The organism is Bacillus salipaludis (genome assembly GCF_030938565.1).
Taxonomy (GTDB): Bacteria; Bacillota; Bacilli; order Bacillales; family Cytobacillaceae; genus Neobacillus; species Neobacillus salipaludis_A.
This window is the reverse complement of sequence record NZ_JAVGVR010000001.1, coordinates 1,974,942-1,988,824: the sequence shown is the minus strand read 5'-3', so window position 1 is coordinate 1,988,824 and position 13,883 is coordinate 1,974,942. Positions and strand designations below refer to the sequence as shown.

The following is a 13,883-nucleotide window of genomic DNA, read 5'->3' as shown; positions in this document are numbered from 1 at the left end:
AATGCTGTCATCCAAATTAGACAACAGCACTAATATGTGTTTTAGGATCTCTTTTTTGTGTATGGATCAAAACAGGTAATTTAATTTCCATGTTGATTTTACACCGAAATAGAGACCGACTAAAATTGTCGGTCACCTTGGGAATAACAGGGATAATATTTACTAACTTTTATTGGGCTTTGTTGCATTAATACCCGTCGTAGCCGTTAATTAAGGTCGAAACGATCTGCATTCATTACCTTTACCCAGGCGGCTATAAAGTCATGCACAAACTTCTCTTTGTTATCTTCTTGAGCATAAACTTCTGCAATGGCACGTAGAACGGAGTTTGAACCGAACACTAGGTCAACTCTAGTTGCTGTACGCACTACTTCACCTGTCTTGCGGTCACGTCCTTCATATATACCACCTTCTACAGGCTTCCACTCAACTCCCATGTCAAGCAGGTTAACAAAGAAGTCGTTTGTAAGTGTACCCACATTATCAGTGAAAACGCCGTGTTTTGTACCACCGTAGTTTGTACCTAGAACACGCATACCGCCAACAAGTACAGTCATTTCTGGTGCAGTAAGGTTAAGTAGTTGTGCCTTGTCTACTAGAATCTCTTCTGCACTTACACTATACTGCTTCTTCTGATAGTTGCGGAAACCATCCGCGATAGGCTCTAAGACTGCAAAACTTTCAATATCAGTTTGCTCTTGTGTTGCATCGCCGCGTCCAGAAGCAAAAGGAACCGTTACGTCAAAACCTGCATCTTGAGCAGCTTTCTCTACTGCAGCACTACCGCCTAGTACAATCAAGTCGGCCAAGCTGACTTTTTTATCTAGATGACTTTGAATGTCCTCTAGTACACTAAGCACTTTTGTAAGTTGTTCCGGTTGATTCACTTCCCAATCCTTTTGTGGAGCAAGACGGATGCGAGAACCATTTGCGCCGCCACGATTATCTGAGCCACGGAAGGTACTTGCTGAAGCCCAAGCCGTTGTGACTAACTCGGTAATTGTAAGACCTGAATCCAGGATCATCGTTTTAATCTTTTCTACTTCATTATACGTTAATTCATAATCAACGGATGGTACAGGATCTTGCCAGATAAGCTCTTCTTCTGGAACTTCCGGGCCAAGATATCTTGAAGCTGGACCCATGTCACGGTGTGTTAGTTTGAACCATGCACGGGCAAATGCATCTGCAAATTCTTCCGGATTCTCATGGAAACGACGAGAAATCTTTTCGTATATTGGATCAAAACGTAAAGCCATATCGGCAGTGGTCATCATCGTCGGAACTCGTTTTGATGAATCTTCTGCATCCGGTGCAAGATCCTTCTCATCAGGATTTACTGCAAGCCACTGAAATGCACCTGCAGGACTCTTTGTAAGCCACCATTCATATCCAAACAATAGATCAAAGTACCCATTATCCCACTGTGTCGGATTAGCAGTCCAAGCACCTTCAATACCACTCGTGATGGTGTCATGACCTTTACCTGATCCATGTGTGCTTAACCAACCTAAACCTTGTGCTTCAATAGGAGCAGCTTCTGGTTCTGGACCAACATGAGCAGCATCTCCTGCACCATGTGCCTTACCAAAAGTATGACCGCCAGCAACTAGTGCAACTGTTTCTTCATCGTTCATTGCCATACGCGCAAAGGTCTCACGTATGTCACGAGCACTTGCAAGCGGATCTGGTTTACCGTTTGGTCCTTCAGGGTTTACATAAATTAGACCCATCTGAACAGCAGCAAGTGGGTTCTCAAGCTCACGATCACCTGTGTAACGGTTATCACCTAGCATTTCTGTTTCAGAACCCCAGTAGATATCTTCTTCTGGATGCCAAATGTCGGCACGTCCGCCTCCAAAACCAAATGTCTTGCCGCCCATTGATTCGATCGCAACATTCCCAGTTAGAATCATTAAGTCAGCCCAAGAGATCTTGTTGCCATACTTCTGCTTAATCGGCCATAGCAGTCGACGGGCTTTATCAAGGTTACCGTTGTCAGCCCAGCTGTTCAGTGGAGCAAAACGCTGATTGCCAGTTCCAGCACCACCACGGCCGTCACCTGTTCGATATGTACCTGCTGAGTGCCAAGCCATACGGATAAAGAATGGACCATAATGTCCATAGTCAGCCGGCCACCAATCTTGGCTGTTTGTCATAAGCACTTTAAGATCCTGCTTAAGAGCATCATAATCTAATTTTTTAAATTCCTCTGCATAATTAAATTCTTCTCCCATAGGGTTAGATTTTCTGTCATGCTGATGCAGAATTTTCAAATTCAACTGGTTTGGCCACCAGTCTCGATTTGGCATATTACTAGATTTGTTAGAAGTTGCACCGCCATGATGAAACGGGCACTTTCCAATGTTAGTAGTGTCTTTCGTGTCCATATTTTTTTCCCCTTTAGTCATTTTTTTCACCCCGTAATATTTTTGATAGCGATTAAAATATGCTATATAACTATTAAAAATTAAAATCATTTAAAAATCAATATTAATATATAATAAATTTAATTTATTTTCATTTCAGATAATTCAGTTAACTATTTAAATTATAAATAATACTTATGATAGTTTAAAGTAGCAATATTCATAGTTTATTTAATATATGCCTACCTTTTTCAATTAAGCTTTGTTGTTGGTGTCTTAATTTTTCATACGTAGCGGACAATTCCAGAAATAAAGGCTTATCCATTGATGTAAGAGCATCATTAATCTTTTCCTCTAGGAGCGTAATTTGCCGGGTGACCATTGCTTCATCCAAGACCATTTGTATATACATATCAAGATTTGAATTCACATCTTGAGTTTTCTTTGATGAATTAAGCGATTTCATAATCTCACTATATGAAGTGCTTTTATACGGTTTTTTCTTTTCCATTGCAAATCACCCCTAATACCTTTTTATATGATCATCTTTTTCTTATATATATCATCCTTATTCCACATTTATTCAAGAGTGGACAGGAATATTCCCAAAGGTAGTAGAAGGATGTAATACATTAATTAGGTGGTTTGGCTTTGAATTAAATTTTCTCGCATTATATTGTTCGTCAACTTCTTCCTCTAAAGAAAAAAGTTGAATAATAAGGTCTGAAATTTCTTTTTGGTTTGAATTAGTAGCAACCATCTGTTTCATTCCAATTAATGGTGAATGCATCATTTGGGTAACGATGCTTTTTGAATATTTACGAATAATTTTTCGTTCCCTTTCAGTTAAACCTGGTAACTTATTTTCAATTTGACTGATAGCCTCTTCATAGATTCCTAATGATTTTGAACGAAGGGCAGCCATAATAGGTGTAATGACCAATGTGCTTAACCACGTCTTAAAGGTCAGCAATTCCTGATCTATCATATCGTTGATTTTTTCACGTTCTTGAGCTCTTTTTTCTAGATTGGTTTCAACAATACTTTCCAAATCGTCGATATCGTATAAGAAAACATGATCCAGGTTATTAATTTTCGGATCAATATTTCTTGGAACAGAAATATCAATCATGAATAAAGGGCGTTGTGTTCTTTTTAGGTTAATAGTTTCCATATCTTTTGCAGTGATGATAGGTTCTTTCATATCAATCGAACTTATAATAATATCAGCTTCGATTAGTACATCGTGAATTCGGTCCATTGTTTTGGTGCCAGCACCAAATTTCTCTGCCAATTTCTTAGCTCGTTCATATGTTCGATTCACAACAATTATTTTACCTGCTCCATTTGCGTGAAGATGTTTTACCGTTAATTCTGCCATCTCACCTGCACCTAAAATAACAGCAGTCTTGGAATGTAAAGAACCAATAATTTTTTTTCCTAACTCTATTGCAGCATAACTAACAGAAACAGCATTTCTGCCGATATCCGTTTCGGAATGAACATGTTTAGCAAATGTAATGGCTTGGTTAAATAATTTATTAAATATAGTACCTGTTGCTTGATGACTGTGGCTTCTAGTATAAGCTTCTTTAACTTGTCCTAAAATTTGAGTTTCTCCTAGAACCATAGAATCAAGACCACAGATAACGCGGAATAAATGCTTTACAGCTTCATCATTTTCTTTTAAATATAAATTATTTGTAATCTGTAATTTGTTTGCCTCAAAAGAATCGGTAAGAAATTGGATGATTTTATGCTTAACCATATGTGTTTCATCTACAACTGCATAAATTTCAGTTCGATTACAGGTTGACAAAATTACACACTCTTTAAGACCCTCAGTTCGATACAGAGATTCAATAAAATTGGAATAAGACTCTTTTTGTATTTTAAATTTCTCCCTAATTTTTACAGGTGCTGTGCTATGATTCATGCCTAAAACCATTATTTCCACATGTACCACTCCATTTTTAAACCATTCCGGAAAAAGATAAGATCATAAATATTGGAAGGAAGTGCGGTAAACTTAGAATCATATTTACCGCACTCATAAATTTTATAACTTTTTGGTAAATTCAGTTAATTTTCAATAGATAACTATTAAAATTATAAATTTTACTCCAAGTGTTTCTTCGTAATTTAATTGAGAAGTATTGTTACTAAAGTCTATTTTGCAGCTTTGACCGCTGTTAAAGCCGCTTCATAATTTGGATGATTCGTTACTTCAGAAAGGTATTCCACATAGGTCACAATATTTTGGGAATCTACAACAAAGACAGCCCTGCTGTCCAAACGATGCTCCTTCATGTAGGTCCCATATGCACTGCCAAATGACATACTTTGATGATCAGATAACGTTTGGACATTTTGTATTCCTTGTGCACCGCACCATCTGCTCTGGGCAAACGGGAGATCCGCACTTATTGTTAATACGACGACGTTTTCACCAAGATTTGCCGCTTCTTCATTAAAGCGTCTAGTCTGCTGGTCGCATACAGCGGTATCAAGGGATGGGACGACACTAATCAGTCGTACCATATGATTTGAATCTGAAAGAGTTACCTTTGACCTGTCGTTCGCCAAAACCTCAAAGTCTGGTGCCTTATCACCGACTTTAATTTCTGGTCCAATAAGTGTAACGGGATTACCTGCTAATGTGGCTCTTCGAGTGCGTTCTGTTATCATAAACTTTGTCCTCCATTTCAAACCGTAAAGAAGATTTATTAATCAACTGCCGCGATAGGTACTATATCCGCCTGGTGCAACTAACAGCGGGACATGATAATGACTGTCCGGGTCAGCAACACCGAACCTTAATGGGACTTTATCAAGGAAGGGCAGCTCGGGTACATCGACACCTTGAGATCGAAAATAATCAGCCACATAAAATAGTAATTCATACTCCCCGGTTGTTAGTTGATTATCGTTTAATAAGGGGGAATCCACCCTGCCATCACTATTCGTATTTACTGACTTGATAAAAGAACGCTCCGGTTCAAGTTTCCAGAGATCAATCTTTAATCCTTTTACTGGCATACCCTTTGCCAAATCTAAAACATGGGTGGTTAATCTGCCGCTCATGCCTCTACCTTTTCCGGAGAAACTTCTAATCCTTCATTCTCAAGGTCTTGACGGTCTACAACAAAACCTTGGAAACCGTACGGAGGCCTTGGCTCTGTAAATACAGCACCATTAGAATCTGGAACTTCAACAATCGTTTCCCATGTACGGTTATTAGATAAAAACTGTACTTCTGCAAGCTGCGGGAAGCGTTGAAGAATACGTAAACCTACACGGTATATTAAATCTTGGATGGATTTTGTTTCTGCCTCATGGAAAACAGAAGCAGTAATATCACGAACTTGTTCAGCTGGAACATAAACAGCCGGATTGTCTGAAACTGCATCCTCGTTATTGTTGTAACGATAATGGATATCTAAATAGATATAAAGCGGACGATCCTTTGCTTCCGGCAAGGTAGTATATTCATCATGAATAAAACCGTAGAATGAACTGCCGGATACTTTAATCAAGTGAAGATTCCTAATACCGCTTTCTTGCTTTACAATTTTATTTCCTTTCTCAGTCCGTTGTACCTTTACAGTAGTCGTTATTAATTCATTTCTTGAATGTCTGTAAACCAGCGGACTTGCCTCCAATTGATCTTGTCCGGCAACATTTACAGTTTCAAAGGGAACTTCATCGGCAGTAATTTCAACAGCAGTAAGGTGTGCATAAGTATTAAGGAAGCGATTACAAACAAATGCTAAAAATCCCTCAAAAGTCGGTCCATGGTACTGTGCTGCTTGGCGCAAAATAAAGTTTTTCATAGAATCAGTAGCAACAACACGGCTGTTGTCCGCTTTCGTAAATGATTCCTCAAAATCCCCTTCAAGAGCAATCTTAGCATTCATTCCAAAAATAACGTTATTGCGGCCAGTAAAGCCTGACTCAGGAATTGATTTAATACCTTCAAGCGGGGTTTGATAGGTCCGGAAAACAAATACATCACCTTTACCATAATACATAACTCTTTCCTTTGAACTCATAAAAACTCCTCCTTCTATTTTTAAATCATTTAAAATCTAAATCAACGGTAGCCCGTTCATTTACAAAAGAATGGAAGAAAGCTCTGGCATTTTGTTATTACCTCTAAGCTAGGCGTTAAGAAAATCCTCTAAGCGAAACAAAGCTATTTTATAGATTTGTTCCAGAGCTTCTTTAAGTTCAGCCTCAGGTCCATTTTGCAGCCGTTTTTTCAACATCTGCTTTATGGATTCTTTGTTTTGGCCTTTTACTGCCATGATGAAAGGAAATTCGAATTTATCTGTATATGTCTTATTGAGTAAAAGAAATTCCTCATGTTCTTCTCTTGAAAGCTGATGAAGGCCTGCACCCGCTTGTTCTTTAACTGATGCATCTGCCATTTGAACTCGCCCTGCCAAATCAGGGTGTGCCCTCAAGAGAGCAAGTTTTTCATTTAGATCAGCCTCCTGAACCACATGAACCATCGTCCTATGCAGTTCAGATATAGAATGAAACGGTTGATTTACCCAAGCCTTTTCCGCTACCCACGGTGAATGTTCAAAAACCCACCCAAGAGCTTCGGTAAAAGCAGCTTGATCAAGTTCATTCATTTTTGCCAGCTTCCTGCTCATATTTTCCATTCCTTTCTATTTAGAGACCCCCTCTCTCCTAATAAACTACTCATTTAATAGTTATTAAGGATTAATTTAATTTTAATAGGATTTATTATTATGGTCATTAGCCGAACCTGACAAATCTGACTACTTTCCATTGTGCTCTGAGCACACTATAAGGTAAACTATTGATAATTAGAAACTTCTTATAAAAGGAAGTGGAACCATGAAGTTGACTTTAGCAGAAGCATTAAGCAGCCCTCCATTAAACACTTGTAAGATCGCTGCAGGTTTTAATGGAATTTCCAACTATATAACATCAGTTAATAGTTTCGACGCCCCTGACGTTATTCATTGGCTTAAAGAAGGAGATTTGGTCTTAACTACGGGGTATGTTTTCAAAAATGAAGAAGCTTCATTAATTAAATTGGTTCAGGATCTAGCAAGACGGAAGTGTGCAGGACTGGGAATCAAAACCAACCATTTACAACGCTCACTGCCTTCTGAGATGATTTCTATTGCGGATGAATATTCTTTTCCCATCTTTCAAATTCCAGATGAACAATCGATAGCTGATTTAGTTCTTGCAGTACTAAGGAGAATATTAGCAGTTCAGTCCGAAGAGACGATGGAAGAGGAAAAAGAAATTGAAATCTATTCGTTACTGCGATATATTCCAAAAGATGTTCTAGAAAATTATTATACTCACTTACTGTCTCCATTAATTGAATATGATCAGTTGAATCATTCGGATTTCATCAAAACACTATCGGTATACCTGAATAGCTGTCTAAAACCGACAGAAACGGCTCATACACTGGGTATTCACCGCAACACCGTACACCAGCGTTTGCCAAAAATTAAAGAACTTCTTGGTATGGATTTTAACAATGGAGAGAATAATTTCAAATTACAGTTGGCCTTATGGAGTTACCAATATTCCGGACAAAAATAAAAAGGGCCGGGAATCATTCCGGCCCTAAAAATCTTTAAATCATTGACTTTATTTCAACTTCATTTGAACAAGGCAGCAAGTCGAGCATCCTTGCAATTCGCAACCCTAATTGGAGGCGAAATGCCGTCTTGCTTTCATTTAGATCAATACCCAATAATTCCTCAATTCGTAAAATCCTAAATTTCACCGTGTTTCGATGTACAAAAAGAACATTCGCAGTTTCTGCCAGCTTGCCGCCGCTTTCCAGGAATGCCTCTAAGGTCTGCAGCAGATTCGAGTTATTTTCTTGGTCATATGTAGTTAGCACTTCCAGTGTACTTTTAACATAGTTTTTTAACACGTCATCTGATAACTGCTGAAATAAACCTTCAGGTGCATAATCAGCGTATTCATAAATGGCCAAATTCCTGTAGTCTGAATTTGTTTTTCCAAAATGAACAGCTTCCTTAGCTTCCTTATAGCTTTTATGTATTCTCGAGAGTTGTATACATGGTGAACCTATTCCGATTTGAATCACTTGTTTGGGAAATTTCTTTTGAATTTGATTTCCCAGAAGTCTTGCAGTTTTTCTTGCAATAGCGGCAAGTTCTAGCGGTTTTTTTAGATTAAGAGGATTTAAAATCACTGCAAAATCTTTATTGTTAGGAATCATTAGCAACTTTGCATTTACTTTGTTTCCAATCTCGTTTGCCATTTGAGCAAAGGTGGTTTGACTAATAACCGATTTATCTCCATTATAGGGATTAACTGATATCATCATCGCAATATAATTGGAGTTAGGCATGAACTTATATTGATGGGAGATTAATTCTAGATCTCCATGCTCGAGTGGATGGCCCATTATTAGTGAGACTAAAGAATTTTTCTTATTAGACAAATCTTCATAATTCACAATCTCTTTCGTTACCGAAAGAAGCAGATCAGATAAAACAATATCAGACGATAATTCTATTAAAGGCAGACCTAAGCGATCTGCCTCCTGTAACATAACTGCTGGAATTTCAGAAAAAAACCTTTTTACTTTAATAGCCAAACCGGCACAATGTTTCCCGGCGAGGTCATTGAGCAATTTAATCTGAGTATCCTTGTGATCTTTAAATACATACCCGGTAGTTAGCAGCAAATCCCCTCGTTTTAACCATGATGTATCGGGAGCATCCATAATGCTCACAGAACGGATGCTGTTATTTCCCCCTCGATCCCCTGCTACAATACGGCTGCTACCAATTACCTGCAGCTTTAAAAAATCAGATACCAGAAATGACATTGTTCACGCCTCCATTTTATAAAAACCTGTTCTATTCAGCATCCAATATGGCTTCTGCTTCTACTTTCTCGAATCCATGAAAATGCCCTTCTTGCAAACTACCATTTAACAATGCGTTTAATATAACAAGAACTAATGCACCAACTACAACGCCATCCCCAATTAATAAATGAAGAGTTTGTGGAAGATGAGTAAAGGCAGTGGGGACACCTTTTATTGCTAATGCGATACCAACGCCAATAGCAATTGTAATTTGATTAGATGGCAAAGACATATCCGCTTTCCCAATAATTTTTAATGCAGCTGCAATTAGCATGCCAAACATCGGGATCATGGCCCCACCAAGAACAGGAGCAGGAATCATAGTGGTGAGAGCTCCTACTTTTGGGACTAGACCTAAAAATACAAGGATAATCCCGGAAGCAACCAAAACACTTAAATTTGTTACTTTCGTAAGCATAACTAACCCGACATTCTGTGAAAAAGTCGAATGGTTGAAGGAATTTAGGATACTACTAATAAATGCGCCAATTCCTTCTGCACGCAGCCCTTTTTTAATGTCGGCTTCGCCAATTTTCTTTTCTGAAAATTCACCAAGTGCCATAAATACGCCAATACTTTCAATCGCAATAATAAAGGAGATAATAACCATTGTAATAATGGCAGAAAGGTGGAATGTAGGTGTTCCAAAATAAAATGGCGTGACAATGTTAAACCATTTTGCTGTACTTACTGTTGAAAAATTCACCATTCCAAAGAAACTAGCTGCCACTGTACCAATGATCATCGAAATTAAGACAGAAATTGACTTTAAAAATCCCTTAAAAAATGTGTTGAAAATTAAAAAGCAGAGTAAGGTAAATGCAGCGATGAGCAGATTCTTTGGATCCCCAAAATTTTCAGCTCCTTGACCGCCAGCAGCATTAGCCATCGCAACAGGCATTAAGGTAATACCAATTATCAGAATCACAGAACCCGAAACAATAGGAGGGAAAAACTTTGCCAACTTACCAATAAACGGGGCACAAAGGGCAATTACTATTCCTGAAACCATAACTGCCCCGAATACACCTGTTATCGAATATGCCTTGCCAATTGCTATGGCAGGATCAAGAACGATAAAGGATACGGCCATTAAAGCGGGTAATCGAATACCGGCGATACTCCCAAAACCAATTACTTGGATTAAAGTCGCAATACCGCATGACAATAAATCAAACGAAATAAGATAAACAAGCTGTTGTTGTGTCAATCCAAGTGAATGGGCTACAATTAATGGGACTGCTATAGCACCGCCATACATAACACAAACATGCTGAAATCCTAACGCAATTGTTTTACCGAAGCTTAATTTTCCCATCCATGTTCCTCCTTGATATAAGAAAATATTGGAGTTGCATTTTTCACAAAGCCGGGGCAACTATTCATTAAACAACAAACTACTTACGGAATATAAATAATATTCAGAATTATTTTGGCAACAAAATCAAAACTATGAATCACATTTGAGATTGATTTAAGAATTCACCTTTGACATTAATTCTTTATCTTTATATACAACAGCTTCATAGATAGACATATTTACTCCCTTTTAATCAAAAATTTACATTATTTTTGAGATGCCCGTGGAAACGCTGTCAAAAAAAGATTTAATTTATCATTCTGCGTAGCTTGCCAAAATTCCTCCCTTTTTTATAATTCACAATCGTTTTTTATTAAGAATAAATCTAAGAACAATGCATTAAACTCTTGCCCAGGCTTGGACAAAAGCCGTTTGGATTGTGCACCTTCCACATCCGAATTTTCATTTCCACCGGTTTTACTTCAAAGACAACAACATTTTGTGAGCCCTCACTGATATAACCAATTTCTAATAATACCTGTAAATGCTCTGTTAATTCTAATACATTCACTTCACTTCCCGGATAACCAAACCCAGGATGCTGAAAACCCTATGCAGGATTCAATTCGTACCGTCATGCCTGCTTCCGTCATCCATTTACTAACTAATTCCTTGCCTTCACGAAACTCCTTTGTAAAAGACAATCAAGTTACACCGATTGAAGGCACAGAGATTGCCGTTAATTTATTCATTCTATTTGAAATCCTCTGACCAACAATTTGTCTTTTAATGTAGGACAATTTACTTCCCCCTTCCCAAAATGTAATGATACGCTATTTGTTGCCTATTAAGGAACATTGTTCCAAAATATATTTATAATATTAGCACCAAAAATCCCTAATTTCAAGATTTTTCTGATTATTATTTAATAATTATTACAAAAAGTTAAAGTGTTTTTTCGTACACTTCAGAAAGTTTCCTTTCAACTTTCCTTGAATAACTTTGTAAAGTTTAGGTTTTTAATTTTTATAAACTCATGAAATTAACTTTACAGAGATTACTAATTATGAATCAAATTTACCGTAAATTGAACAAAAGTCCGCTAGTACTTTCAGTCAGTTGACACAATAATGAAAAGGATTCACCTTCTTTTCCTTAGTTCAAAGCGTAATCTAATACAGAATAGGATATATGAGTGACGAAAAGTAAAAGTCAGGCTATGGATTGCGTTAAACCTAACAACGATCGTATTCGGGTAAACAGTTTCAAAAGAAGCACCTAAATAGAGCTAAAAATTACGGAACAAGAAAGCAAGGGATACTGGCTCAGGTCTATCAATCTATTAGCTGTTATAAAGTGAAAACCAAAATCCATTTACCCTTCTCTTTCGAATTTCATGTTTGTTTGGAAATTACAGGCGGTATGTAGATGCTAAAAAAGATATTGGCTCTTCTATTACCTTATTTAATTATGTAAGAGATTTTTGTAATTTCTTTAATTGGCTTATAACGGAAGGAATTATGATGTGTGATCGAATTAAGGATATTCCCCCAGAGGTCTATCCTCACTCACATTAGATGAAGTAAGGAGTTATTTTCAAATTTTTAGCGAGGAAAAAATTTAAAGCAGCAAACGATGAAACAAAATAAATTAATCCTAAGGGTAGGTAAATATCGAATAGACCGAAATTTTTTGCCGGAGGGTGCAGCTGAAATATCCGTACCGGATACAGCAGAATTTACTTTTAAACAGATAAAAGCACGCGCTAATATAAAATAGCGTGTAGGTATCGCCTACTAATAATATTCTTATACTATTTAATATTGGAAACCCGTTTGTTCAAAAGGAAAAAGGGATGCATCAATAATCAATAAAACAGAGACAGGCTAGAACTTTATTTTCTCATCCTAGGCTACCACTGTTTTTATTGTTCGGGTTTGTCAAAATAAGCATGGTCGTTTTTTTGTCCATCAACCGTTTAGGTCAAAAACTGGGGGGATTGGGGAGCGTGCATCCGCCAAAAGGAAACAACCTGTTCCGTATCTGCCACCATTCCAAAATAGGTATCTACGGTTTTTAAGGTCATATCGTGTTCTTCCTGCGAAAAAGCAGCGCAGGCATCTTTCATGAGCACAATTCGATATTCCAGCATAAACCCGTCTCTGGCAGTTGATTCCACACAAAGATTCGTGCTGACGCCTGTTAAAATCAAGGTTTCGATTTTAAGAGTTCGCAATATGGACTCCAGCCTAGTATGAACGAATCCACTGTAACGATGCTTCTTCACAATGATGTCATTCGGCTGCGGTGCAACTTCGTAAAATTCCGCTCCCCAACTCCCCGTCTGGCAAATCGGGTTGACACCATCCGGAAAGCGGGAAAGCCAAACCTCAGAATCAGTCGCCTTCTCATGATTCGTCTGCAAAAAAATGATTGGAACAGAGTGCTCTCTTGCCCCATCTAATAAGCTGCGCAAGCTCGGCAGTATTTTTTTGACCGTGCTGACGTCGCTTCCGCTTTTGGCAATTGCTCCATCAGGATGGCAGTAATCGTTTTGCATATCCACAACGATGACGGTCGTGTTTTTCCGTTCCAAGTTCTCATTTAATTTTTCCAACCTTTTCACCCCCTTTACCATGCTTATTATTCCTATTCGATGCTATCAATATTACAACATGCAAATTAGGTCTATTACCTCGGTTATGGTGCGAATCCATTCCCTCCCCAAAAAAATCTAATCTGTCAATAAGCAGGTAAACCAGAAAACATTTGAATCGATAAAAAAGCTTTGTGAAGAAATGTACTTAAACTAATTCTGCCCGTTAATCTAAGTGAAAACATTCACAATCTTTACTCTGATAATTCAACATAAATATCCAATTTTATTGATAACGTTCTTCAACATTCTGGACCGTTTGTTGAAATAGAAGCCTTTTGCTCTGGATAAGCAAAGATTTTTTTGACGAGTTTCTTCTATTTTATCCCGTCAATCGGATCTTTGCTAATAAACCGCATGGTTGAAGGATTGTAATAACGGGTATTCCAATAATACATCCCAATCGCGTTATCCCAACGATATCCAGCGTAGTGGTATGGGTTTCGATCTGCCAATGTTCCCGTACTGATTGTGATGTTTCCCCAAGCATCATACGTATATTGTACTAACACCTTACCGTTTCCATCTGATAAATAAGCGACATCTCCATGTCCATTCAAATGATAATAAACGTAAAACCTTGTTCACTCGTCCACATGATGGTGGAAACTAAATTATTTCCTTTTTGATCATACGTATAATTTTCTAACA

At 37.8% G+C, this 13,883-nt stretch carries 14 protein-coding genes; 2 read left to right on the top strand and 12 right to left on the bottom strand.

Annotation, left to right across the window (positions count from 1 at the left end):
- Window positions 1–206: 206 nt before the first annotated feature.
- From katG to uraD, 7 genes are all read right to left on the bottom strand, one after another.
- Window positions 207–2,390 (bottom strand): catalase/peroxidase HPI, encoded by a 2,184-nt coding sequence (gene katG, locus RCG21_RS09835; protein WP_133332780.1) that lies wholly within the window; start codon window positions 2,388–2,390, stop codon window positions 207–209.
- Between the two features lie 199 nt (window positions 2,391–2,589).
- Window positions 2,590–2,880 carry an IDEAL domain-containing protein gene (locus tag RCG21_RS09830; protein ID WP_133332690.1) on the bottom strand — a complete coding sequence of 97 codons (291 nt, stop codon included), beginning with the start codon at window positions 2,878–2,880 and terminating at the stop codon, window positions 2,590–2,592.
- Between the two features lie 72 nt (window positions 2,881–2,952).
- Window positions 2,953–4,317: a glutamyl-tRNA reductase gene (gene hemA / locus RCG21_RS09825; protein WP_235824698.1), complete on the bottom strand. Its 1,365-nt coding sequence runs from the start codon at window positions 4,315–4,317 to the stop codon at window positions 2,953–2,955.
- 221 nt (window positions 4,318–4,538) lie between these two features.
- Complete coding sequence (tpx, locus tag RCG21_RS09820) at window positions 4,539–5,057, bottom strand: thiol peroxidase (protein ID WP_133332692.1); 519 nt, start codon at window positions 5,055–5,057, stop codon at window positions 4,539–4,541.
- Between the two features lie 42 nt (window positions 5,058–5,099).
- Entirely contained in the window at window positions 5,100–5,453 is a 354-nt protein-coding gene (gene uraH, locus RCG21_RS09815; protein WP_308913106.1) for a hydroxyisourate hydrolase, read from the bottom strand.
- A complete protein-coding gene (gene pucL, locus RCG21_RS09810; protein ID WP_133332693.1) occupies window positions 5,450–6,421 on the bottom strand; it encodes a factor-independent urate hydroxylase in 972 nt (323 codons plus the stop codon). Before pucL ends, uraH begins: the two co-directional genes overlap by 4 nt.
- A gap of 108 nt (window positions 6,422–6,529) precedes the next feature.
- The gene (gene uraD, locus RCG21_RS09805) at window positions 6,530–7,030 is read right to left on the bottom strand and encodes a 2-oxo-4-hydroxy-4-carboxy-5-ureidoimidazoline decarboxylase (RefSeq protein ID WP_133332694.1); all 501 of its coding nucleotides are present in this window, start codon (window positions 7,028–7,030) and stop codon (window positions 6,530–6,532) included.
- 208 nt (window positions 7,031–7,238) lie between these two features.
- On the opposite strand from uraD, the gene RCG21_RS09800 reads away from it, so the two are divergent.
- Window positions 7,239–7,967 carry a PucR family transcriptional regulator gene (locus RCG21_RS09800; RefSeq protein ID WP_133332695.1) on the top strand — a complete coding sequence of 243 codons (729 nt, stop codon included), beginning with the start codon at window positions 7,239–7,241 and terminating at the stop codon, window positions 7,965–7,967.
- Window positions 7,968–8,001: 34 nt separating this feature from the next.
- Here RCG21_RS09800 and RCG21_RS09795 read toward each other — a convergent pair whose 3' ends face one another.
- The 3 genes from RCG21_RS09795 to RCG21_RS09785 all read right to left on the bottom strand — a co-directional run bounded on the left by RCG21_RS09795 (window position 8,002) and on the right by RCG21_RS09785 (window position 11,147).
- Window positions 8,002–9,234, bottom strand: a complete 1,233-nt coding sequence (locus RCG21_RS09795; protein WP_308913105.1) for a PucR family transcriptional regulator — start codon at window positions 9,232–9,234, stop codon at window positions 8,002–8,004.
- Window positions 9,235–9,265: 31 nt separating this feature from the next.
- Window positions 9,266–10,594: a nucleobase:cation symporter-2 family protein gene (locus RCG21_RS09790; RefSeq protein ID WP_133332697.1), complete on the bottom strand. Its 1,329-nt coding sequence runs from the start codon at window positions 10,592–10,594 to the stop codon at window positions 9,266–9,268.
- A 367-nt stretch (window positions 10,595–10,961) separates the two neighbouring features.
- Window positions 10,962–11,147 (bottom strand): hypothetical protein, encoded by a 186-nt coding sequence (locus RCG21_RS09785; RefSeq protein ID WP_133332698.1) that lies wholly within the window; start codon window positions 11,145–11,147, stop codon window positions 10,962–10,964.
- Between the two features lie 41 nt (window positions 11,148–11,188).
- On the opposite strand from RCG21_RS09785, the gene RCG21_RS09780 reads away from it, so the two are divergent.
- Entirely contained in the window at window positions 11,189–11,347 is a 159-nt protein-coding gene (locus tag RCG21_RS09780) for a hypothetical protein (protein ID WP_165976148.1), read from the top strand.
- Between the two features lie 1,207 nt (window positions 11,348–12,554).
- Here RCG21_RS09780 and RCG21_RS09775 read toward each other — a convergent pair.
- Window positions 12,555–13,193, bottom strand: a complete 639-nt coding sequence (locus RCG21_RS09775) for a cysteine hydrolase family protein (RefSeq protein WP_308913104.1) — start codon at window positions 13,191–13,193, stop codon at window positions 12,555–12,557.
- Between the two features lie 356 nt (window positions 13,194–13,549).
- Window positions 13,550–13,792 carry an RHS repeat-associated core domain-containing protein gene (locus tag RCG21_RS09770; RefSeq protein WP_133332700.1) on the bottom strand — a complete coding sequence of 81 codons (243 nt, stop codon included), beginning with the start codon at window positions 13,790–13,792 and terminating at the stop codon, window positions 13,550–13,552.
- Window positions 13,793–13,883: the final 91 nt, after the last annotated feature.